The 22,613-nt window shown below is 72.5% G+C and carries 17 protein-coding genes; 13 read left to right on the top strand and 4 right to left on the bottom strand.

What is annotated here, in order from left to right:
* The first annotated feature begins 41 nt into the window (after positions 1–41).
* Complete coding sequence (locus tag IQ210_RS14210; protein ID WP_194079339.1) at positions 42–2,081, top strand: beta-galactosidase; 2,040 nt, start codon at positions 42–44, stop codon at positions 2,079–2,081.
* A gap of 111 nt (positions 2,082–2,192) precedes the next feature.
* The gene (locus IQ210_RS14205) at positions 2,193–4,232 is read left to right on the top strand and encodes a glycoside hydrolase (protein ID WP_194079338.1); all 2,040 of its coding nucleotides are present in this window, start codon (positions 2,193–2,195) and stop codon (positions 4,230–4,232) included.
* Here the strand turns inward: IQ210_RS14205 and IQ210_RS14200 are convergent, their stop codons facing one another.
* Complete coding sequence (locus IQ210_RS14200; protein WP_194079337.1) at positions 4,233–4,697, bottom strand: hypothetical protein; 465 nt, start codon at positions 4,695–4,697, stop codon at positions 4,233–4,235.
* Positions 4,698–4,823: 126 nt separating this feature from the next.
* Here IQ210_RS14200 and IQ210_RS14195 point away from each other — a divergent pair, with 126 nt between their 5' ends.
* The gene (locus IQ210_RS14195) at positions 4,824–5,231 is read left to right on the top strand and encodes a YciI family protein (RefSeq protein ID WP_194079336.1); all 408 of its coding nucleotides are present in this window, start codon (positions 4,824–4,826) and stop codon (positions 5,229–5,231) included.
* A gap of 8 nt (positions 5,232–5,239) precedes the next feature.
* A complete protein-coding gene (locus IQ210_RS14190) occupies positions 5,240–6,385 on the top strand; it encodes an RNA polymerase sigma factor (RefSeq protein ID WP_194079549.1) in 1,146 nt (381 codons plus the stop codon).
* Here IQ210_RS14190 and IQ210_RS14185 read toward each other — a convergent pair.
* Positions 6,363–7,334, bottom strand: coding sequence for an LLM class flavin-dependent oxidoreductase (locus IQ210_RS14185; protein WP_194079335.1), 972 nt, complete (start codon positions 7,332–7,334; stop codon positions 6,363–6,365). The genes IQ210_RS14190 and IQ210_RS14185 overlap by 23 nt on opposite strands.
* Before the next feature lie 86 nt (positions 7,335–7,420).
* Between IQ210_RS14185 and IQ210_RS14180 the strand changes: the two genes are divergently transcribed.
* Genes IQ210_RS14180 through IQ210_RS47210 form a run of 3 tightly spaced genes read left to right on the top strand, consistent with a single transcriptional unit; the run spans position 7,421 to position 9,450 of the window.
* Positions 7,421–8,221: a helix-turn-helix domain-containing protein gene (locus IQ210_RS14180; RefSeq protein WP_322656364.1), complete on the top strand. Its 801-nt coding sequence runs from the start codon at positions 7,421–7,423 to the stop codon at positions 8,219–8,221.
* Between the two features lie 12 nt (positions 8,222–8,233).
* A complete protein-coding gene (locus IQ210_RS14175) occupies positions 8,234–9,013 on the top strand; it encodes a maleylpyruvate isomerase family mycothiol-dependent enzyme (RefSeq protein ID WP_194079334.1) in 780 nt (259 codons plus the stop codon).
* Positions 9,014–9,063: 50 nt separating this feature from the next.
* A complete protein-coding gene (locus tag IQ210_RS47210) occupies positions 9,064–9,450 on the top strand; it encodes a hypothetical protein (RefSeq protein ID WP_256780746.1) in 387 nt (128 codons plus the stop codon).
* A gap of 34 nt (positions 9,451–9,484) precedes the next feature.
* Here the strand turns inward: IQ210_RS47210 and IQ210_RS14165 are convergent, their stop codons facing one another.
* Positions 9,485–10,066, bottom strand: a complete 582-nt coding sequence (locus IQ210_RS14165; protein WP_194079333.1) for a dihydrofolate reductase family protein — start codon at positions 10,064–10,066, stop codon at positions 9,485–9,487.
* Positions 10,067–10,276: 210 nt separating this feature from the next.
* On the opposite strand from IQ210_RS14165, the gene IQ210_RS14160 reads away from it, so the two are divergent.
* Positions 10,277–11,890, top strand: coding sequence for a M48 family metallopeptidase (locus IQ210_RS14160; protein WP_194079332.1), 1,614 nt, complete (start codon positions 10,277–10,279; stop codon positions 11,888–11,890).
* Here IQ210_RS14160 and IQ210_RS14155 read toward each other — a convergent pair.
* A complete protein-coding gene (locus IQ210_RS14155; RefSeq protein ID WP_194079331.1) occupies positions 11,851–12,621 on the bottom strand; it encodes an aminoglycoside adenylyltransferase family protein in 771 nt (256 codons plus the stop codon). The two genes, IQ210_RS14160 and IQ210_RS14155, sit on opposite strands and share 40 nt — an antisense overlap.
* Positions 12,622–12,716: 95 nt before the next feature.
* On the opposite strand from IQ210_RS14155, the gene IQ210_RS14150 reads away from it, so the two are divergent.
* From IQ210_RS14150 to IQ210_RS14130, 5 genes are all read left to right on the top strand, one after another.
* Entirely contained in the window at positions 12,717–13,673 is a 957-nt protein-coding gene (locus IQ210_RS14150; protein ID WP_194079330.1) for a GlxA family transcriptional regulator, read from the top strand.
* Between the two features lie 108 nt (positions 13,674–13,781).
* Positions 13,782–14,780, top strand: coding sequence for a type I glyceraldehyde-3-phosphate dehydrogenase (gap, locus tag IQ210_RS14145; protein WP_194079329.1), 999 nt, complete (start codon positions 13,782–13,784; stop codon positions 14,778–14,780).
* Positions 14,781–14,979: 199 nt separating this feature from the next.
* Positions 14,980–16,557, top strand: coding sequence for an acyl-CoA carboxylase subunit beta (locus tag IQ210_RS14140; RefSeq protein ID WP_407699697.1), 1,578 nt, complete (start codon positions 14,980–14,982; stop codon positions 16,555–16,557).
* 71 nt (positions 16,558–16,628) lie between these two features.
* The gene (locus IQ210_RS14135; protein WP_228047728.1) at positions 16,629–18,596 is read left to right on the top strand and encodes a fatty acyl-AMP ligase; all 1,968 of its coding nucleotides are present in this window, start codon (positions 16,629–16,631) and stop codon (positions 18,594–18,596) included.
* Complete coding sequence (locus IQ210_RS14130; RefSeq protein ID WP_194079327.1) at positions 18,593–22,597, top strand: type I polyketide synthase; 4,005 nt, start codon at positions 18,593–18,595, stop codon at positions 22,595–22,597. Before IQ210_RS14135 ends, IQ210_RS14130 begins: the two co-directional genes overlap by 4 nt.
* Positions 22,598–22,613: the final 16 nt, after the last annotated feature.

Below are 22,613 nucleotides of genomic sequence, written 5' to 3'. Positions count from 1 at the left end.
GCCGCGCCGCCCCCGTGCACCACCCCTTCGGAAGGACCGCCATGATCTCCACCCTCCACTCCCGCCGCCGCGGGGCGGACGGTGACCTCACCCCGCGTCTCGCCTTCGGCGCCGACTACAACCCCGAGCAGTGGCCCCGGGAGGTGTGGGAGGAGGACGTCCGGCTGATGCAGGAGGCCGGTGTCAACGTCGTCTCCGTGGCGATCTTCTCCTGGGCGCGCCTGCAACCGACCGCCGACACCTGGGACTTCGGCTGGCTCGACGAGGTCATGGACCTGCTGCACGCGGGTGGGATAGGCGTCGACCTGGCGACCGCCACCGCCTCCCCGCCGCCGTGGCTGACCACGGCCCACCCGGAGATCCTGCCGGTCACCGCGACCGGCGAGACCCTGTGGCCGGGCGCCCGCCAGCACTGGCGGCCCACCTCCCCCGTCTTCCGCGAGCACGCCCTGCGCCTGGTCCGCGAGATGGCCACCCGCTACGCCGACCACCCCGCGCTGGTCGCCTGGCACGTCTCCAACGAGCTGGGCTGCCACAACGTCTACGACTACTCCGACGACGCGGCCCGCGCCTTCCGCGACTGGCTGCGCGCCCGCTACGGCACGCTGGAGGCCCTCAACCACGCCTGGGGCACGGCGTTCTGGTCGCAGCGCTACAGCGCCTGGGAGCAGATCTTGCCCCCGCGCCTCGCGGCCTCGCACCCGAACCCGACGCAGCAGCTGGACTTCAAGCGGTTCTCCTCCGACGTCCTGAAGGACTATCTGCGCGCCGAGCGGGACCTGCTCAAGGAGATCACCCCGGACGTCCCGGTCACCACCAACTTCATGGTGATGGGCGAGACGAAGGGCATGAACTACGCGGACTGGGCCGAGGAGATCGACTTCGTCTCCAACGACCACTACGTCCACCCGGGCCCGCAGTCCCGCGACGAGCTGTCCTTCTCCGCGAACCTCACCAGCGGCATCGCGGGCGGCCGGCCGTGGTTCCTGATGGAGCACTCCACCAGCGCGGTCAACTGGCAGCCGGTGAACGTGGCCAAGCGGCCCGGCGAGATGGCCCGTGACGCGCTGCTGCACGTGGCGCACGGCGCGGACGCCGTCTGCTACTTCCAGTGGCGGCAGTCGGCGGCCGGTGCCGAGAAGTACCACTCGGCGATGGTCCCGCACGCCGGCGCCGACAGCGAGCTGTTCCGCGCGGTCGCCGAACTCGGCGCCACCCTCAGGACGCTGGCCCCGGTGGCCGGTTCGAGCCGGGAGAGCGCCAAGGTCGGCATCGTCTTCGACTGGGACTCCTGGTGGGCGAGCGAGCAGGACTCCCACCCCACCTCGCTCCTCAACTACCGCCAGGAGGGCCTGGACTGGTACTCCGCGCTCCTCGCGCTCGGCGTGCGCGCCGACCTGATCACCACCAAGAGCGACTTCGCCCGCTACGACGTGCTGATCGCGCCGGTCCTGCACGTGATGCCGGCCGAGCTCGCCAAGGAGCTGACCCGCTACGCCGAGCAGGGCGGCCACCTGGTGACGACCTACTTCTCCGGCGTCGTCGACCAGAACGACCACATCTGGCTCGGCGGCTACCCCGGCGCCCTGCGCGAGCTGCTCGGCATCCGCGTCGAGGAGTTCGGGCCGCTGCTCGCCGACGAGTCGGTGGCCCTGGACGACGGCTCGACCGGCACCCTGTGGACCGACCGCATCACCCTGGCCGACGACCGGACCGAGGTCCTCGCCCGCTACGACTCCGGCAACCAGGCCGGGCGGCCCGCGGTCACCCGCCGTACGGCGGCGGCCGGTTCGGCGTCGTACGTCTCCACGCGTCTCGGCGTCGCGGGGCTCACCGCGCTGCTGCCGCGTCTGCTCGAACCGGCGGGCGTGCACAGCGAACTCCCAGCCGAGGCGCGCGGACGGGTCGAGCTGGTCGTCCGGAAGAACACCGAGGAGCAGTTCCTGTTCCTGGTCAACCGCACCGACGACACGGTGCCGCTGCCCGGGTTCGCCGGTGACGTGCTGTACGGCACGGCTGGCGACGGCGGGCTCGTCCTCGGGCCGCGCGAGGTCGGCGTGGTCCGCCGGCCCCTGGTCTGACCGCAGTTGTCTCCCCGGGCGGCACATGGCCCGCCCGGGGCACTCCCCTCCCCGTACGTCCGGCGGGAGGGACCACCGCAGCGTTTCCACCTATGAAGCTGGGAGCACACGATGGCAGGACTCACCCGCAGCAGACGGTTCCTCGGGGCCGCGTCGATGACCGCGCTGGCGACCGGAGCGGCACTGCTCTCGGTGCCCGCGCCGCTCGCGCAGGCCGACACGGCCACCGCGTCGGTCACCGTGCAGCCCGATCCGTCGTACAAGCAGGACCGGTTCGAGGGCTGGGGCACCAGCCTGGTCTGGTTCGCCAACGCCACCGGCGACTACCCGAAGGAGATCCGCGAGAAGCTCGCCGATCTGCTCTTCGGTGACGACGGTCTGGCGCTGAACATCGCGCGCTACAACATCGGCGGCGGCAACGCCCCCGACGTGAAGGACTACCTGCGCGCCGGTGGCGCGGTCGAGGGCTGGTGGAAGGCGCCGGCGGGCACGACCCGTACCGACACCGACTGGTGGAACGCCGACGACGCCGCCGACTGGAACCCGGACGCGGACGCCACCCAGCGCTGGTGGGTCGAGCGGATCAAGAACGACATCGACCACTGGGAGACGTTCTCCAACTCCCCGCCGTGGTTCATGACCGAGAGCGGCTACGTCTCGGGCGGGTTCAACGCCAACGCCGAGCAGCTGAAGGAGAGTTCGGTCGGTGACTTCGCCGCCTACCTCGCCGGGGCGACGAAGCGGCTGGAGAAGTCCGAGGGCATCAGGGTCGACACCGTCGACCCGTTCAACGAGCCCAACACCGGCTACTGGGGCACCCGTCTGGACGCGAACGGCGAGCCGGTGGGCGGCCGTCAGGAGGGTGCGCACATCGGGCCCGCGATGCAGGAGAAGGTACTCGCCGCGCTGGCGCCCGCACTGAAGAAGGCCAAGGTCAAGGCCGACATATCGGCGATGGACGAGACCAACCCCGGTCTGTTCGCGACCAACTGGAACTCCTACTCCCAGGCGTCCAAGGACCTCGTCGGCCAGATGAACGTCCACACGTACGGCACCGGTCAGCGCACCACCGTCCGCGACCTGGCCAAGGCGGCCGACAAGCCGCTGTGGATGAGCGAGGTCGAGGGTGACTGGGGCGACGGGCAGAGCTTCACCGACATGCGCCCCGGCCTGGGCCTCGCCCAGCAGATGGTCAACGACCTGCGCGAACTGGAGCCCAAGGCCTGGGTGTTCTGGCAGCCGGTCGAGGACTACGACAACATGAAGCCGGGCGGCGAGTCCGCCAAGGGCGGCAACTGGGGTTCCGTCCAGCTCCCGTTCAGCTGCACGTCGACGGACACCCTCCAGTCCTGCCCGATCTACACGAACACCAAGTTCGACACGGCCCGTAACTTCACGCACTTCATCAAGCCCGGCGACAGCCTGATCAAGGTGAACGACACCTCCAGCGCCGCCGCGGTCACGAAGGACGGCAAGGGCGCCTCGCTGGTCCACGTCAACTCCACGACCGCGCCCCGTGCGGTGACGATCGACCTGTCGAAGTTCGGGAAGATCAAGGACAACGCGACGGTCACCCCGACCGTGACCGACGCGGCCGGCAAGCTGGTGCAGCAGGCGCCGGTCGAGGTCGTCGACGGCAAGGCGACGTACACCGTCCCCGCGCAGTCCGTGACCTCCTTCGCCGTCAAGGGCGTCTCCGGTGTCGCGAAGGACGCGAGCCTGTTCAGCAAGGGCGCGTCCTACACGCTGACCGGGGTGCAGAGCGGCAAGGCAGTGACCGTCGGCGCCAACGGCACGAACCTGGTCATCAACTCGGCGAACGGCACGGTGGCGCAGGAGTGGCGCCTTGAGGCGAAGTACGGCCAGAAGGGCAGCAACCGGGCCCGCTACGTCTTCGCCAACCCGGCCGAGGGCAAGCGGCTCGCCGTACGGGACAACGTGCCGGTGATCGAGCCCGACACCGGCGACCGGGACCCGGCGACCGAGTGGATCCTCTCGACCACAGGCGACGGCACCTGGACGCTGGTGAACCAGGCGACCGGGCGACTCCTCGAGGTCGGCGGCCAGGCGACGAACGAGGGCGCGGCCGTCACGACGTGGCAGGCCAACTCCGGTTCCAACCAGCGCTGGCGGATCACCGAGGTGAGCTGATCAGCCTCTGAACGCTTCGGGCTGAACGCCCGGCCGGGACTCCCCGGCCGGGCGTTCGGCTGTTCCGACGCTGCTCACCCAGACACGCAGCGGCCCCGGCTCCGGCTCCCCGTCCGCCAGGAACTCCTCGACGATCGGCGCGAGGTCGTCGGAAGGAAGGTGGTCGCCGCGGAACGGCAGCGCGTCCGCGGTCACGGACCCCGTCGAGCACCTGAGCTGCCCGGCCTGCGCGTCGTGCCACACATAGAACGTCACCGCACCGGAGAACCCCAGCTCACGGACCCGGACCCGGATGGCTGAAGCCGCCCGCTCGAAAGCCGCCACCACGTCGGACACGGCCAGCGACCTCCTGTCCTCGTCCCCCGCGCCCAGCCACCAGGTGTTGGTGTCGCACTCCAGCTTCCGGTCGGCGGGTTCCAGCACCAAGGGCTCGTCCGCCACTTCGGCGATCCATGTCAGCAGCACCGGGGAAGTATCGCGTGCCGGGGCCGGGAAAAACCGCCCGCCGACGATGTCGAGATCCCGCGTCCGGCTCCGTCCCCGGGGTGGACCCGGCCACAATGGGCCGCACCAGCACCGAGGAGAGCGATCATGGCCAAGTATCTGCTGCTCAAGCACTACCGCGGCGCCCCTGCGGCGGTGAACGACGTGCCGATGGACCAGTGGACGCCGGAGGAGATCTCTGCGCATGTGCAGTACATGAACGACTTCGCGGCACGGCTGGAGAAGTCCGGCGAGTACGTCGACGGTCAGGCGCTCGCCCCGGAGGGGTCGTGGGTCCGCTACGGCGGTGAGGGGCGCCCGCCGGTCACCGACGGCCCCTTCGCCGAGACCAAGGACCTCATCGCCGGCTGGACGATCATCGACGTCGACAGTCACGAGCGGGCACTGGAGCTGGCCGCGGAGCTGTCCGCCGCGCCGGGGGCGGGAGGCAGGCCGATCCAGGAGTGGCTGGAGGTCCGGCCGGTCATGAGCGCGCACTGCACGGTCACGGAGTGACCCCACCGATGGACGAGGCCCTGCTGCGCAGCCTCACCCCGAGCGTGCTCACCGTCCTGGTCCGCCGCGGAGCGGACTTCGCGGCGGCCGAGGACGCCGTGCAGGACGCGCTCGTCGAGGCGCTGCGGGTGTGGCCGGCCGACCCGCCGCGGGACGCCAAGGGCTGGCTGGTCACCGTGGCCTGGCGCAAGTTCCTCGACGCGACCCGCGCCGAGACCGCGCGCCGCCGCCGCGAGGACCGGTTCGAGGAGGAACCGGCGCCCGGTCCCACGTCCACGGTCGACGACACCCTCCAGCTGTACTTCCTGTGCGCCCACCCCTCCCTGACCCCGTCGTCCGCCGTCGCGCTCACCCTGCGCGCCGTCGGCGGCCTGACCACCCGGCAGATCGCCCGGGCCTATCTGGTGCCCGAGGCGACCATGGCGCAGCGCATCAGCCGCGCCAAGCGCACCGTCTCCGGCGTCCGCTTCGACCAGGCCGGCGATGTCGCCACCGTCCTGCGCGTCCTCTATCTCGTCTTCAACGAGGGCTACTCGGGCGACGTCGACCTCGCCGCCGAGGCCATCCGCCTCACCCGGCAGCTCACGGCCGCCGTCGACCATCCCGAGGCGGCCGGGCTGCTCGCCCTCATGCTGCTCCACCACGCCCGCCGCGCCGCCCGGACCGCGCCGGACGGCAGCCTGGTGCCGCTCGCCGAGCAGGACCGCGGCCGGTGGGACACCCGCCTGATCGCCGAGGGCGTGGAGATCCTCCAGGCGGCCCTCGCCCGTGACCGGCTGGGCGAGTACCAGGCCCAGGCCGCCATCGCCGCCCTGCACGCCGACGCGCCCCGCGCCGAGGAGACCGACTGGGTGCAGATCGTGGAGTGGTACGACGAGCTGGTGCGCCTGACCGACAGCCCCGTGGTCCGGCTCAACCGCGCCGTCGCCGTGGCCGAGGCCGACGGACCGCGCGCCGGCCTGGCCGCCCTCGCCGAGCTGGACTCCGCACTGCCCCGGCACACGGCGGTGGCGGCCTACCTCCACGAGCGCGACGGCGACCTGAAGACGGCGGCCCGCCTGTACGCCGAGGCCGCCCACCAGGCCCCGAACCTCGCCGAACGCGACCACCTCACCCGCCAGGCGGCCCGCCTCAACACCCGCCTGCACCGCTGACGGGCTCGCGCGTGCGCAGAGCGGGGAGCAGCTCTGCGCACCGTTCGAGCTGGGCCCGCTGGGAGTCCAGGTCCAGGGCGGCGAGGCGTACGACGAGGTGGCGGGCGCCGGCGTCGACGTACCGTCCCAGGCCTTCCAGCACTTGGTCGGCGGAGCCCGTGACCACCGCCTGGATCTTCTCCAGCTCCTCCAGCGGCATGCCGTACGTGGCCCGCGCGTAGGCGTCCGTGGTCCGGCGGGCGCTCTCGGCGTCGTCGTCGATCCGTACGGAGACGAACAGCGCGGGGGTGATGTCCTCGGCCCCGCGTCCGGCGTCGGCCGCCGCCTCGCGGAGGTCGTGGAGGCCGGTCGCGTAGTCGGCGGGGTCGGGCGGGTACGGCAGCCATCCGTCGTAGAGGCGGCCGGTGCGGGCGAGCGCCGCGGGGGTCGCGCCGCCGAGCCACACAGGCGGGCCGCCGGATCGGAACGGCCTGGTCGTGGGCGGGATGGCGGAGAAGCGGAGGATGTCGCCGTGGAAGGCGTCGGCGCCGTTCCACAGGGCCCGCCACAGGGCGACGGTCTCGTCCAGGCGGGCGAAGCGCCGCTCCCACGGCAGCTCGGACAGCTCATAGAGGGGCCGCCCGAAACGGCCGGGGAAACCGGCGCCGACCGTGACCGCGAGGCGGCCACCCGACAGCAGGTCGATCGACGCGAGGGACTGCGCGGCCTGGATCGGCCGCCGCAGGAACGGCAGCAGGGCAGCCGTGCCCAGCGTCACCGTCTCGGTCGCCGGGGCGAGCGCGGCCAGCATCGTGAGCGCCTCGATGCGCGGGCTGATCAGGGAGTCGTTGACGAAGAGCGAGGAGTAACCCGAGCGTTCGGCGTGGCGGCCGAAGCCCACCAGCTCGCGAGGGTCGTCGCCGGCGCCCCACTGGGCGGTGCCGGTCGGAAGAAGTACACCGATGTCCATGGCGGCCATGCTCAAGTCCGGCGGGAGTGGCGGCAATTCCCTGCGAGGAATGGCCCGGGCCCCTCCGGCGCCGTTACAACAGGTGCGTGGACTTCCCTCGTACGCTTCGCGATTGCCGTACCCGCCGTCATCTCAGCCAGCTCGACCTGGCGCTGCGGGCGGGCACCACCCAGCGGCATCTCAGCTTCATCGAGTCCGGCAGGTCGGTGCCGGGCCGGAACATGGTCGTACGCCTGGCCGAGTCGCTGGAGTTGTCGCTGCGGGAGCGCAACGAGTTGCTGCTGGCCGCCGGGTACGCTCCCGCCTACCCGGAGAGCCGGCTCGACGATCCGGTGCTGGCCCCCGTCCGCACGGCGATCGACCACATCCTGCGCGGGCATCTGCCGTATCCGGCACTGGTGGTGGACCGGGGCGGTGATCTCATCGCCGCGAACTCCGCGTTCGACCTGATCACCGAGGGCGCGGCGGCCGAACTGGTGGGGCCGGGCACGAACGTCTACCGACTGGCGCTGCATCCCGACGGGCTGGCTCCCCGCATCCTCAACCTCGCCGAATGGGCCCGCCACGTCCTGGCCCGCCTCGGCCACCTGGAGGAACTGCGGGCCGAGTTGACCGGGTACGTGCCCGAACTCCCTCCGTCCGCTGGGGTGTTGGGGTTCGCGGTTCCGCTGCGGTTGCGGTCCTCGTACGGTGAGCTGCGCCTGATGACGACCGTGACGACGTTCGCCACCGCCGTCGATGTGACGCTGGCCGAGTTGAAGTTGGAGGCGTTCCTGCCGGCGGACCCGGCGACGGCCGAGGCTCTGTCGGCGGCGGCCCGGCAGAAGCCCGAGAGCGCGGAGGCGGTCATGACGGAATCTCGCTGTTCGCCCACCGGATCATGGTGATAGACATCCGTGGTGCACGAGACCCTTGAGTTCCCTGACCTGCTGCGGCTGATCGACGAGCGGTCCGCCGCGTTCCGGTCCGCGATCGCCGCCGCGCCCGACCTCGACACAACGGTGCCGACCTGCCCCGAGTGGACGCTGTCGGATCTGGTGCAGCACCTGGGCGCGGGACGCCGCGCCTGGGCCGCCACGGTCACTGCGGGTCCCGATGCCACAGCCAAGTGCGCGCCGCGGAGCGACCCGACGGCACCCCAGGACCGCGAGCTCGTGTCGGGATGGCTGGCCGCGGGAACGCGGCAACTGCTGGACGCCCTGCGGGAAGCCGGGCCGGACCGCGGTTGCTGGACGTGGTGGGGCGCTTCGCAGTCGCCGCGCACCTGCGGTGCGGTCGCCCGGCACCAGCTCCAGGAGATCGCGGTGCACACCTACGACGCTCAACTCGCCGTGGGTGCCCCGCAACCGCTGCCGACCGAGGTGGCGCTCGACGGTGTCGAGGACTTCCTGTCCACCTGCATCGCGACGACGAGCGCGTGGCCGCACCAGCCCACGGCCTTCGACTTCCACGCCGCAGAGGGCCGTTCCTGGCGCCTCACCCTCGACGGCGCCGGCGCACGCTACGAACGTCTCCCCGCACCCGGCACGGAACCGGTCATCGCTGCCGACGCCTCCGTCCACGGCACGGCCAGCGAGCTGGTCCTGTACTTCTACGACCGCATCCCCGCCCCCTCCATGCGCATCGACGGAGACCGGGGCCTTCTCGACCTGCTGCGCGCCTGGGAACCAGAGGACTAGGACGAGACGACCTACACGACGAACCAGCCACATCGACGGGGGAGACAGGCGTGGAAGCAGGGTCGGCGGGTCCGTCCAGCCCTCGGCTCACGGGAGTCGGCGGCGGGGTCCTCCTCGGCGGGCTGACCGCGGCGGTGTCCGTCACCGCGATCGGGAGGGCCTGGGCCGCGTGCGACACCGGCAACGGTGCGGCGGCCAACGGCATGACCTTGCTGTTCCTCACGCCTCTCATATGGATCGCCGCCGCCGTCCCGTGGATCGCCGTACGGAGCACGCTCGGAAGACGGCACCGCAAGACCGCCTGGGCCGCGGGGCTCGTCCTCACGCTGTGGTTGGCGTGGTTCCTGGTGACGTGGCTCGGCATGCCGGACTCCTATCCCGACCCGCTGTGCCCGGGAAACGTGCCGCCCTGGTGGCCGGGCTTCCTCCCCGCGTGACCGAGCCCGAAGGCCTCTCGGCGGACCCTTCGGGCTACGTCGTGGCGCCGCGCACCACGCGGTGGCGGAGGTAGACGAACTTCGACTTGAAGGTGCGGGTCTCGACCAGTTCGAGATCCTCGCGGCGCTCGTGCCGGGGAAAGAACGGGTTGCCGCCGCCGACCAGCACCGGGTAGATGATGCTCCGGTACTCGTCGATCAGTCCCGCCGCGGACGCCTGGGCGGCGAGCGTCGCGCCGCCGATCGCGATCTCGCCGTCCCCCGGTTCGGCCCGCAACCGCTCGATCTCCTCCACCAGATTCCCGGAGACCAGACGGGCGTTCTTCCCCTGCACCGACGTCAGGGTCCGCGAGAAGACCACCTTCGGGAGCGGATTCCACAGCGCGACCCACTCGCGCGTCGCCTCGTCGAGCGTCGGGTCGTCCTGGTCGACGGTCTCCCAGTACAGCATCGTCTCGTACAGCCGGCGTCCGAGCACATGGACGTCGACCCCGCGGATGTCGTCGATCCAGAACCGGAAGACCTCGTCGTCCGGCTCCGACCACGCGAAGTCACCGTCCGGCCCGGCGATATAGCCGTCCAGTGAGACGTTCATCGAGTACGTCACCTTGCGCATCAGCAGTCCTCCTCGGTGGCGGCTTCGACAGTACGACCGCCGGACGCCGCCGAACTCATCGCGACGCGCGGGAACGATGCGTTCCTCGTCGCCTTCCTCGTCGCCTTCTTCATCGAGGGGGCTGCGGATCCGCCACGCGCCTGTGGGTAAGATCCGCGAACACTTTGTGAACTTCTCGTGCAGTCGCGGCACGTGGGTGGGGGTTTCTCGATGTCGTTCCGGCTGCGTGCCGTCCGTGCGTTCGTGCTGTTGGTCGGCTTCTTCCTCATGGGCGGAGTCCTGCTGTCGGCCATGGTGGTGTTCGACTGGCTGGTGATCACACGGCTGGTCACCGAGAGGGCGGCCTTGATGGAGGGCACGGCGGTGACCGTCACCTTCCTGCTGGCGGTGGCGATACTGCGGGGCATGTTCGCCTTTCTGCGGGCCGGCCGGCTGCGGCCGGTGACCGACGCGGTGGCGGTCACCCCTCAGAACCAGCCCGAGCTGTGGGAACAGGTGCGCGCCGCTGCCGACGTGACGGGGCAGCGGCCGCCGGACGAGCTGTATCTGGACGCCGAGGTCAACGCAGGTGTGGCCGAGCAGAGCCGGCTGCTGGGACTGCTGCAAGGCCGTCGCCGGATGTTCCTGGGCCTGCCGCTGCTCGCCGGGCTGACGGTCCCGCAGCTGCGGTCCGTCCTCGTCCACGAGTTCGGGCACTACGGCAACCGCGACACCCGGCTCGGCGGTATCACGACGCGCGGCCGGCAGGCGCTGATCCACACGGTGGAGGCCTTCCAGGAGGGCGGCACGCGGCTGCACTACGTCATCGGCGTCCTGTACGTCGGCTACGCCAGGATGTTCCTGCGCATCACCCAGTCCGCGGCCCGGCACCAGGAACTCGCCGCGGACCGGATGGCCGCCCGGTACGCGGGCCGTGACGTGACGGCCGCCGCGCTGCGCATGGTGCCGGTGCTCGACGGCGCGCACGCCCACTACATGGAGACGTACGCCGCGATGGGCAGCGCGCTGGAAGCACTGCCGCCGGTGGGCGAGGTGCACGGCGGTTTCCGCCGGATGCTCGCGGCCCGGAGCGGGGAGCAGCTCGCCGCGCTCCGCGCCGGTCAGCGGCCGCCGCGGCCGCACCCGTACGACTCGCACCCGCCGACGGCGGAACGGATCGCACTGATCGAGCAGTTGCCCGCCGATGACCGGCCCGAGCAGTCGACCGCCGACCTGGCCGATGAGCCGGCTGCCCTGACCCTGGTGCGCGACGCGGACCGGGTGTTCGCCGAGCTGGAGGCACGCACGTCGGCGCCGGAGGCTGCGCTGCTGCGGCGCATGAGCTGGGACGACCTCGCCATGGCGCGCGCGGTCGCCGACGCCGAGGAGTGGTCCGGGCCGTTGCGGCTCGCCGTGGCCAGAACGCTTCGCTCCTCGGGGCCGGGCACACGCGAGGAGGGAGCCGACGACGGGCTTCCCGGTCTGGAGGAGATACTCGACGCCTTCGACCGCGGTCTGCTGTGGATGGAGATCGCCGACCGTATGCCCAAGCCGTATCAGGCGGCCCGGCTGACCGGGCAGTCGGCCCGTAACTTCATCCGGCCCAGGGTCTTCGCCGGCATCGCGGGCCTGATCCACCTGCGTCTCGCCGAGTCCGGTCACGCCGCACCGGACATCGCCTGGTCGGGGCAGCCGGGGCTGATCCTGCCCGAGGCGTGGGAGAAGGGCATGGACGAGGCCATCGACGCGGCCGTCGCGGACACGCCCGACACCGCTCCACTGCGCACGTTGTTGCGTGCGTCGGCTCAGGCCGACGCGTCCCGCACCCGCCGGCACAGCCGGTAGATCTCGCAGAGCACGCGGTCCACGTGCGGACGTACCTGTGCTCGCAACGCGTCGCTCCAACTCTCCTCGGAATAGGGGCAATGGAGATACAGGTGCCTGGCGTGTTCCAGGACGGGGCGGTGCTCGGGCGGGAGTCGGGGCAGGGCCCAGTCGGCGGCCGTGTCCTTGGACCTGATCCGGCCGGTGGCGAGTGTGCTCCAGATGCGGGCGAGGGTCAGCAGGACGTTGCGGGTGTCGCTGTCCAGGTCGGCGAGCAGGGCGGGGATGCCCGCCAGGCTCGCCCGGGCCAGATCCTGCGGCGGCACCGGGTCGAGGAGCTGTGCCGGGCGCGGGCCGGTCAGCGGGTGGTCGGCGGTCAGCGTCATGGTGATCAGCAGGCTCAGGTCGGGCATCGGTTCCGGCCGGGGGACCTCCCCGGCCTCGTACGCGCCGCGCAGCCACTCGCCGTAGAGGAAGTCGCCGGTCGGCGGGTACCGCCAGGGCCGTACCTCGGACTGGACGACGGCGGTGAGCTCGACGGGGCGGGGTCCGGTCCCGGAGATCCGCAGCAGGCCGTCGAGGAGTGACCGACGCTGTCCTTCCTCCATGCGCCGCCGGGTGACGACCAGGATGTCCACGTCGCTGGCCGGTCTGAGGCCGCCCAGCACGGCCGAGCCGTGGAGGTAGCCGCCGAGGGCGTCCCGGCCCAGCACACGATCCACCAGCGCCACGATCTCCCGCACCTGGTCCATCGCCCCAGCGTCTCCCCCGGCCCCGCGCGGCGCCCAGCGATTTACGGCTTCGACCGGCGCAGGTGCCGAGGTCGGACCCCACGTAACCTCTCCCTGTGCCCGCCTCCCGTCTGCATCGCGTCGCCGTCCTCGTGCTCGAAGGAGCGAAGCCGCTCGACGTCGGAATCCCGGCGCAGGTCTTCACGACCCGCGCGAGCATGCCGTACGAGGTGCGGGTGTGCGGGGCGACGCCGGGGCTGGTGACCGGTGGCGACGGCCTCGCGTACTACGTCGAACACGGCCTCGACGCCCTCGCGTGGGCGGACGTCGTCTTCGTCCCCGGCTATCGGCACCCGGACCGCGACGACCCGCCGCCGGCCGTCGTCGACGCGCTGATCGCCGCCCACGACCGGGGCGCGCGGCTCGCCGCCATCTCGACCGGTGCCTTCGCGCTCGCCGCGACGGGTCTGCTCGACGGCCGGCGCGCCACGACGCACTGGCACTACACGCGCGCCCTCGCTGCCAGGCATCCGCTCGTCCAGGTCGACGAGAACGTGCTGTTCGTCGACGAGGGCAGCGTGCTCACCTCGGCCGGTGCCGCCTCCGGGATCGACCTGTGCCTGCACATCCTGCGCGGCGACCTCGGCGTGGCCGCGTCCAACCACGCGGCCCGGCGGCTGGTCGCCGCCCCGTACCGCAGCGGTGGCCAGGCGCAGTACGTGCCGCGCAGCGTGCCCGAGCCGCTCGGTGAGCGGTTCGCCGACACCCGCGAGTGGGCGCTGCACCGGCTGGGCGAGCCCCTCACCCTCGACACGCTGGCCAGGCAGGCCGGGGTCTCGGCGCGTACGTTCTCCCGGCGCTTCGTCGAGGAGACCGGGTACACGCCGATGCAGTGGGTGATGCGCGCCCGCATCGACCTGGCCCGCGAGCTGCTGGAACGCTCCGAGCGCAGCGTCGAGCAGATCGCCGCCGACGTGGGGCTCGGCACGGGTGCGAATCTGCGTCTGCACTTCCAGCGCATCCTCGGGACGACACCGAGCGAGTACCGGCGCACCTTCACCAAGGGCGAGTGACCCGGCGCTCAAGGGCCTGGCGGGATCCTTTTGAACCATGGCGATCGCGCCACTGTCCGCGCGACGCGCCGCGCGCGAGCCTGGTGGCAAAGGGAAGGGACCCCACACATGACTCGCATCGCCATCAACGGATTCGGCCGCATCGGACGCAACGTGCTGCGCGCACTGCTGGAGCGCGACAGCGACCTCGAGGTCGTCGCCGTCAACGACCTCACCGAGCCCGCCACGCTCGCCCGCCTCCTCGCCTACGACAGCACGGCCGGCCGGCTCGGACGCCCGGTCACCGTCGACGGGGACACCCTGGTCGTGGACGGCCGGCGGATCAAGGTGACGGCCGAGCGTGAGCCGGCGCAGCTGCCCTGGGCCGAACTCGGCGTCGACATCGTCCTGGAGGCCACCGGCCGCTTCACCTCGGCCAAGGCGGCCGGCGCCCATCTCGACGCGGGCGCGAAGAAGGTGCTCGTCAGCGCGCCGTCCGACGGTGCCGACGTCACGCTCGCGTACGGGGTCAACACCGACGCCTACGACCCTGCCGTGCACACGATCGTCTCGAACGCCTCCTGCACCACCAACGCGCTCGCGCCACTGGCCGCGGTCCTGGACGAACTCGCCGGTATCGAGCACGGGTTCATGACGACGGTGCACGCCTACACGCAGGAGCAGAACCTTCAGGACGGTCCGCACCGCGACCCCCGCCGCGCCCGGGCCGCCGGCGTCAACATCGTGCCGACCACGACCGGTGCCGCGAAGGCGATCGGCCTGGTGCTGCCGAACCTCGACGGGAAGCTGTCCGGCGACTCGATCCGGGTACCGGTGCCGGTGGGTTCGATCGTCGAGCTGAACACGACCGTCGCCCGTGACGTGACCCGCGACGAGGTGCTGGAGGCGTACCGCGCCGCGGCGGAGGGGCCGCTCGCCGGCGTCCTGGAGTACTCGGAGGACGCGCTGGTCTCGTCCGACATCGTGGGCAACCCCGCCTCATCGATCTTCGACTCGGCTCTCACCCGCGTCGACGGCCGCCATGTGAAGGTGGTCGCCTGGTACGACAACGAGTGGGGCTTCTCCAACCGCGTGATCGACACCCTCACGCTGCTCGCGGCCGGCTGACCGGTCGCCGGGGCGGTACGGGGCCACCCGTGTCCGCCCCGGCCGGCTTCGCCGCCTGACCGACCGGCTGCCCGCCCCCCGCTTGTCATGTGGGGATGAAATCGGGATCCGGAGGACTCAACTCCCCCACAGCCGAAGGTGATTCGCTCAAATATTCGTCGCCGGACTGCCATATTCGACAACCACTTCGGAGGTGGTTGTGACTCAAGAGGCGACGACATCCGGCCCGCCGCAGGCGGGTGCGCACCTGCCCCAGCGCAGCACCGCGGAACGTGTCGGCGACCTGCACCGGCGCCGTGAGCAGGCCTTGGCGGCGGGCGGGGTGCGCAGACGTGGGGAGTTCGGGGCTCGGGAGCGCGTCGAGCGGCTGGTGGACAAGGGGTCCTTCACCGAGACCGGGCTGTTCGTGCGGGCCCGGCCCGACGGGAGCGGCGGCCGGCGTCCTCACGGCGACGGGGTCGTCACCGGCTTCGGTACGGTCGACGGGCGCCGGGTGTGCGTGTTCGCCCAGGACTCCACGGTCTTCGGCGGCAGCATGGGCGAGGCGTTCGGCGAGAAGACCGTCGCGCTGATGGACCTCGCCCTCAAGACCGGCTGCCCGGTCGTCGGCCTCAACGACTCCGGTGGAGCCCGCATCCAGGAGGGCGTCGCCTCCCTCGCCCTCTACGCCGAACTGGTACGCCGCAACGTCCAGGCGTCCGGGGTCATTCCGCAGATCTCCGTCGTGCTGGGCCCCTGCGCCGGCGGGGCCGCCTACTCGCCCGCGATCACCGACTTCACGGTGATGGTGGACGGCGCGTCGCACATGTTCGTCACCGGCCCCGACGTCATCGAGGCCGTCACCGGCGAGCGGGCCACCGCCGAGGAGTTGGGCGGCGCCCGCACCAGCAACGCCGTCAACGGCAACGCACACTTCCTCGCCGCCGACGAGGAGGACGCCCTGAACGTCGTACGCGAGCTGCTGTCGTATCTGCCGGCCAACAACCTGGAACCGCCACCGGAGTACGCGCCCGGCGACGCCCCGGCCGGGGACTTTCTCGACGCTGTCGTGCCGGACCGGCTCGGGCAGGCCTACGACATGCGGGAGATCCTGCGGGCAGTCGTCGACGACGGTGAACTGCTGTACGTCCAGGAGCTGTTCGCGCCGAACATCCTCTGCGCGCTGGCGCGGGTCGAGGGCCGGTCGGTCGGGGTCGTCGCCAACCAGCCGCTGCACGCCGCCGGGGTCCTCGACATCGACGCGTCCGAAAAGGCCGCGCGGTTCGTACGGTTCTGCGACGCGTTCGGCATTCCGCTGCTGACGTTCGCCGACGTCCCCGGCTATCTGTCCGGCGTACGGCAGGAGCGGGGCGGCATCATCCGCCGCGGCGCGAAGCTGCTGTACGCCTATGCCGAGGCCACCGTCCCCAAGGTCACGGTCGTGGTCCGCAAGGCGTACGGCGGCGGGTACGCGGTGATGGGGTCCAAGCACCTCGGCGCCGACATCAACCTCGCCTGGCCCAGCGCCCGTATCGCCGTGATGGGCGCCGAGGGGGCGGTGGGTGTCCTGCACCGGCGTGAACTGGCCGCCGCCGACGATCCCGAGGCGCTGCGCGCCCGCCTGGTCGCCGCGTACGAGCGCACCCACGGCACGCCCTATCCCGCCGCCGAACGCGGCTACGTCGACGCCGTCATCGCCCCTCGCGACACCCGCGACCACATCCGCCGGGCCCTGGCCGCCCTGCGCGGCAAACGCGCGCCGCTGCCGCAGCGCAGGCACGGCAACATCCCGCTCTGAGTCCTTCAGGCCCCTCCCAGCGATCCGCACCGAGGCGCATCCCTCCCCCGCGACGTCAGGAGCCACACCCCATGGACCGCCGCCACCCCCCGCTCTCCCCCGCGTGCCGGACCCTGCCCCAGCACGTGCGGCACTGGGCCGACACCATCCCCGACCGGCGCGCCCTCACCTTCGTCGACTTCCCGGCGCCGGGTTCCCGCGGCGTCCACCGGACGCTGACCTGGCGGCGCCTGGACCTGCGGGTGCGCGCCCTCGCTGCCCGCCTCGCCGCGCAGGCCGAACCCGGTGCGCGCGTCGCGTTGTTGTGCCCGCAGAGCGCCGAGTACGTCATCGGGTTCCTGGCCGCGCTCAGCGCGGGACTGGTCGCCGTACCGCTGTATCCGCCCGGCCTGCCCGGGCACGGCGACCGGCTCTCGGGAGTCCTGGCCGACGCCCGTCCCACGGCCGTCGTGACCACGAGCCGGGTGGCGAAGGAGGTGCGGGAGCTGGTGGACGGGAGCGGGATGGGGATCATCTGCGCCGACGAGGTGCCGGACAACGAGGCCGGTGACCGGCCGCCGGTCGACGTGGACGCCGAAGCGCTCGCCTACCTCCAGTACACGTCCGGCTCGACCCGTGCCCCGGCGGGTGTGGAGATCACGCACGGGAACGTCGTCGCCAACGCCCGGCAGGCCCTCGCGGCGTACGGTGCCGACACCCATCCGGTGACGTGTGTGGGCTGGTTGCCGCTCTACCACGACATGGGGCTGGTGCTCAGTGTCGCCGCGCCCGTGGTGCGCGGGGCGCTGTCGGTGCTGATGGACCCGGCCGCCTTCCTGAACGAGCCCGTACGGTGGCTGCGGCTGCTCGGCGCCCATCCGCGGGCCATCGGCGCCGCGCCGAACTTCGCGTACGACTACTGCGCCGGCACCGTCACGGACGCCCAGAAGGCGGACCTGCGCCTCGACGGTGTGACCGCGCTGATCAACGGGAGTGAACCGGTCCGCCCGGGGAGCGTCGACCGCTTCCAGGCGGCCTTCGCCGACCGGGGCCTCCCGGCCACCGCGCACTGTCCTTCGTACGGGCTCGCCGAGGCCACGGTCTTCGTCGGTGCCGCCCGGCCCGGGCAGCCGCTCGGCCGGTTCGCGCTCGACCGGGACGCTCTCGCCGCCGGGAAGGCCCTGCCCGCGCGGCCCGACGATCCGAGGGCCGTCCTGCTGGCCGGCTGCGGCACCCCGGCGGGTCAGCGGGTGCGGATCGCCGATCCCGTCAGCCGTGCCGTCCTGCCCGAGGGGGAGGTCGGGGAGGTCTGGGTGCAGGGGCCCAACGTCGGCCGTGGCTACTGGAATCGGCGGGAGGAGAGCGAGCGGGTCTTCGGCGCCGCCTTCGCCGGTGAGGCCGACGCACCGGAGGGGCGGTGGCTGCGCACCGGCGACCTGGGGGCGGTGCTGGACGGGCAGTTGATCGTCACGGGGCGGCTGAAGGACCTCGTCATCGTCGACGGGCGCAACCACTATCCGCAGGACGTGGAGGCCACCGCCCAGGACGCGCATCCGGCGGTACGGCGCGACCGGCTCGCCGTGTTCGCCGTGCCGGGCGGGTCGGGTGAGCGGGTGGTGCTGGTGGCCGAGCACGTACGGGCCGCCTCTCTCGCCTCGCTCGACGTGCCGGCCGTGGTGCGGGCGGTGCGCGGCGCCGTCTCCATGCGGCACGGGCTGCGGCTCGCCGATGTGGTGCTGGTGCCGCCGGGGGCCGTCGCCCGCACGTCCAGCGGCAAGGTGTCACGGGCGCTCACTCGGGCGCGGTATCTGGAGGGGGCGTACGCGCGGGAGGGTGGCGCGGAGGTGGGGAGCGGGTCGGGGGGTGGCGCCGCGCCGGGCTGCACGGCTGGCGGCACTCCCGGTGACACACCCGGCGATACGCCTGGCGGCGCTCCCGGTGACACACCCGGCGATACGCCTGGCGGCGCTCCCGGTGGCACGCCCGGCGATACGCGCCGCGGCGCTCCCGGTGACATGCCCGGTTCCTCGGCCGACAGCACGTCGAGGGCCGCCGGATGAGGGGGGTCGACGCGGCGGTGCTGCGGCGGCTGATCGCCGAGCGGGTGGCTTCCTGGACCGGCACGGCCCCGGAGGACGTACCGATGGACCGGCAGCTCGCGGAGCTCGGCATGTCGTCGCGGGACGCGATCGCCCTGACCGCGGAGTTGTCCCGCGTCACGGGCTGCGAACTGCCCCCGACCCTGCTGTGGGAGGCCCCGACCGGGCAGGCGCTGGTGGCGCGGCTGTGCGGCACAGCCCCGGGCCCGGCATCGCTGGTGAGGGCGCCGGGCGCACCCGGCGAGCCCGTCGCGGTCATCGGCGTCGGCTGCCGGCTGCCCGGCGGGGTACACGGGCCGGAGGACTACTGGCGGCTGCTCTGCGAGGGCGGGGACGCGATCCGGCGGGTGCCCGAGGACCGCTGGCGGGACTTCACCGCGTTCCCGCCCGCCGACGCCCACCCCTACGGTGGTTATCTCGATGACATCGCCGGGTTCGACGCGGTCTTCTTCCGCATCACTCCGCGTGAGGCCGCCGTGATGGACCCGCAGCAGCGGATGCTGCTGGAGGTCGTCCACGAGGCGCTCGACCACGCCGCCGTCCCGGTCTCCTCCTTGGCGGGGACCGCCACGGGTGTCTTCGTCGGCGTCTCCGCCCCGGAGTACGGGCAGTTGACCGGCGCGGACCCCGACGCCATCGATCCGTGGGCGCCGGCCGGTGCGGCTCTGAGCGTCACCGCGGGCCGGCTGGCGTACGTCCTGGACACGCGCGGGCCGTGTCTGGCGGTGGACACCGCGTGTTCGTCCTCGCTGGTCGCGGTGCACCACGCGTGTGTCAGTCTGCGGGCGGGCGAGAGTGACACGGCGATCGCCGCCGGGGTCAACCTGCTGCTGTCGCCCGCCGTCACCGTCGCCTTCCGGCGGGCGGGCGCCCTCGCGCCGGACGGGCGGTGCAAACCGTTCTCGGCGGCGGCCGACGGCATCGGGCGCGCCGAGGGGTGCGCGGCCGTGGTCCTCAAGCGGCTGTCACAGGCCGAGCGGGACGGCGACCGGGTGCTGGCGGTGATCCGTACGACGGCCGTCAACTCCGACGGACGTTCCAACGGCCTCATGGCCCCCAACCCGGCAGCCCAGCGTGCCCTGTTGGAGACGGCCTACGCACGAGCAGGCATCGCCCCCGGACACGTCGACCTGGTCGAGGCGCACGGCACCGGCACCCCGCTCGGCGACCCGATCGAGGCGGGCGCGCTCGACGCGGTCCTCGGGCACGACCGCGACCCCGATCAGCCCCTGCTGCTGGGCTCGGTGAAGGGTAACCTCGGCCATCTGGAAGCCGCCGCGGGCGTGGCCGGCCTGGTGAAGACCGTGCTCGCCCTGCACCACGACCTGATCCCTCCCTCCCTGCACTGCGCGGACGGCAGCGCCCTGCCCGGCACCCGGCTGCGGGTCGTGAGTGAACCCGAGCCGTGGCCCCGCTACAGCGGCACGGCCGCCGCCGGAGTCTCCGGATTCGGCTTCGGCGGCACCAACGCCCATGCGGTGCTGGAGGAATGGCGAACCCCGCTCCCCGCACCGCACGACGATCCCGCCACCCGTCTGCACCTCCTCTCCGACACCGACCCCGAACGTCTCCGCGACACCGCGGGCCGCCTCGCCACCTGGCTGCGAACGCCCGCCGGAAGCGCAGCGCACCTTGCCGACGTGGCCAGGACACTCGCCGGACGCACCGGCCGCGGCCCGGTGCGTGCCGCGATCGTGGCCCGCGACAGCGAGGAACTCGCCACCGCCCTCGACGAGTTGGCGGCCGGGCGTCCGCACGGGCGGGTCACGATCGGCGACCGGGACCTCGTGGGTCCCGGCACCGTGTGGGTCTTCTCCGGATACGGCACCCAGTGGCCCGGCATGGCACGCCGACTGCTCGCCGAGGAACCGGCGTTCGCCGCAGCCGTGGAGAAGCTCGACCCGCAACTCGCCGCCGAGTGCGACGGCCTGTCCCTGTACGACCACCTCGCGGCCGGCACCGGCCTAGACGGACTCGAAACCGCCCAACCCCTGCTGTTCGGCGTGCAGTTGGCGCTCGCCGAACTGTGGCGCACGTACGGCGTCGAACCCGCCGCCGTGATCGGCCACTCCATGGGCGAGGTGGCGGCAAGCGTGTGCGCCGGTGCCCTGGACGTGGCGGACGGGGCGCGGGTCATCGCCGTCCGGGCTCGGCTGCTGAGCGGACTGCGGGGCGGCGCGATGGCCGTCGTGGACCTGGGGGACCGCGAACTCGGCGATCTGCAACGGGACTTCCCGGAGGTGCAGGTGGCCGTTCACTCCTCGCCGCGGCAGAAAGTCGTCACCGGGACGGAAGCGGCGGTGGGGCGCCTGGTCGACCGGCTACGGATGGAGGGCCGGGCCGCGCGGGCGATGCGGGTCGTGGGCGCCGGACACTCTCCGCAGGTCGACACGCTTCTGCCGGGGCTGACCGAGGCGCTGGCCGGAGTACGGGGGCGGCGGGCACGGGTGCCCGTGTACTCCACCGTCCTCGACGACCCGCGCGGCGCCGGCGCGTTCGACGCCGCCCACTGGGCGGCCAACCTGCGCAGACCGGTACGCCTCGACCGGGCCGTCGCCGCAGCGGCCGCCGACGGACACACCGCGTTCGTCGAGATCTCACCCCATCCGGTACTCACGGGCGCCGTCGCCGACACCGTGCCCGACGCCCTCGCGCTGGCCACGCTGCGTCGGGACGCAGACGGATCGGCCGCGTTCATGGGGCAGTTGGGCGCCCTGTACGCGGCGGGCCAACGACTGCCGATGCCGTCCGGCCGGGTCATCGACCTGCCGAGGCCGCGGTGGCGGCATGTGCGGCACTGGTGGACGGACGGAAGGGCAGGGGCCCCGACCCGACGCCACTCCGATGCTGACGTGAGTCCGGTCGAACATGGCCGCAGTCAGGCGCAGTTCGCTGCCGAGCACTCCCCTGTACTGGCCCGCCTGAGCCACCACATCGCCAGCGTGTCCGGCCACTCCCCGACCCGCGTCGCCCCCACGGCCGCGCTCGCCGATCTCGGCCTGGACTCCCTCATGGCGGTCCGTGTCCGTACGGCCGTCGAGCGGGAGTTCGGCGTCGAACTGCCCCTGCGCGACCTGCTCGGTGCCGCCACCGTCGCCGACGCGGCCGCCCGTATCGAGCGGGCACTCCCCCAGCCGGCCGGTGGCGCGACCCCGCGTCCCTTGCGCGCCACCGGCTCCCGACCACCGCTGTTCCTCGTGCACGCGGCCGGCGGTCAGAGCACCGTGTATCAGCCACTCGCCGAACGACTGGGTGCCGAGCAGCCGGTGTTCGGCCTTGACCGGCTCGACGACTCCGGCACGGTCACGGACAAGGCACGCCGCTACGCCGACGCGATCCGTTCCGCTCACCCCAACGGCCCCCTGCTCCTGGGGGGTTGGTCCTTCGGCGGCTTCGTCGCCCAGGAGACGGCACGACAACTGGCCGCCGCCGGACGGGACATACCGCTCCTGGTGCTCATCGACTCCGTACGGCCTCTTGCCCTGCCCGGCCAGACGCCGGGCGACCGCATACGGGCCCACTTCGAGGGCTTCGCGAGGTACGTCGCCGAAACGTACGGGGTGCGGCTGAAGTTGCCGTACGACGAGCTGGTGGCGATGGACGACGACAGGGACCGTATCGACGCCGTGCTGGCCGCCGTACGAGAAGCCGCCGACGTGCCGCGGGCCGCGTTGGAGCACCAGCGGGCCTCCTACCTGGACCTGCGGATCGGCGAGGCACACCAACCCGCCCCGTACGACGGCCGCGTGCTGCTCTGTCGCGCCACCGAGCCCGCGCCGCACACGGTCCGCGATCCAGCCTACGAACGCGACGACGAGGCGCTGGGCTGGGACGAGGTGTGCCCGCGTCTGGAGGTCGTCCGGGTGCCCGGCCATCATCTGGCGCTGCTCGACCCGCCGTACGTCGACGAGATCTCCGCCCGTCTCGGCCGAGCGCTCGCCGAGCGCGTCCCCGCCCCCTGAACCGACCCCGAACGCG

The organism is Streptomyces justiciae (assembly GCF_015163075.1).
Taxonomy (GTDB): domain Bacteria; phylum Actinomycetota; class Actinomycetes; order Streptomycetales; family Streptomycetaceae; genus Streptomyces; species Streptomyces justiciae.
Note: the sequence above shows the minus strand (reverse complement) of the source record. Positions and strands in the feature narration are given on the sequence as shown.

Excerpts from the sequence above, each read along its gene's own strand:
- IQ210_RS14210 (WP_194079339.1), top strand. The coding sequence starts at position 42 with ATGATCTCCACCCTCCACTCCCGCCGCCGCGGGGCGGACGGTGACCTC.
- IQ210_RS14205 (WP_194079338.1), top strand. The coding sequence starts at position 2,193 with ATGGCAGGACTCACCCGCAGCAGACGGTTCCTCGGGGCCGCGTCGATG.
- IQ210_RS14195 (WP_194079336.1), top strand. The coding sequence starts at position 4,824 with ATGGCCAAGTATCTGCTGCTCAAGCACTACCGCGGCGCCCCTGCGGCG.
- IQ210_RS14190 (WP_194079549.1), top strand. The coding sequence starts at position 5,240 with ATGGACGAGGCCCTGCTGCGCAGCCTCACCCCGAGCGTGCTCACCGTC.
- IQ210_RS14185 (WP_194079335.1), bottom strand. The coding sequence starts at position 7,334 with ATGGACATCGGTGTACTTCTTCCGACCGGCACCGCCCAGTGGGGCGCC.
- IQ210_RS14165 (WP_194079333.1), bottom strand. The coding sequence starts at position 10,066 with ATGCGCAAGGTGACGTACTCGATGAACGTCTCACTGGACGGCTATATC.
- IQ210_RS14160 (WP_194079332.1), top strand. The coding sequence starts at position 10,277 with ATGTCGTTCCGGCTGCGTGCCGTCCGTGCGTTCGTGCTGTTGGTCGGC.
- IQ210_RS14155 (WP_194079331.1), bottom strand. The coding sequence starts at position 12,621 with ATGGACCAGGTGCGGGAGATCGTGGCGCTGGTGGATCGTGTGCTGGGC.
- gap (WP_194079329.1), top strand. The coding sequence starts at position 13,782 with ATGACTCGCATCGCCATCAACGGATTCGGCCGCATCGGACGCAACGTG.
- IQ210_RS14135 (WP_228047728.1), top strand. The coding sequence starts at position 16,629 with ATGGACCGCCGCCACCCCCCGCTCTCCCCCGCGTGCCGGACCCTGCCC.
- IQ210_RS14130 (WP_194079327.1), top strand. The coding sequence starts at position 18,593 with ATGAGGGGGGTCGACGCGGCGGTGCTGCGGCGGCTGATCGCCGAGCGG.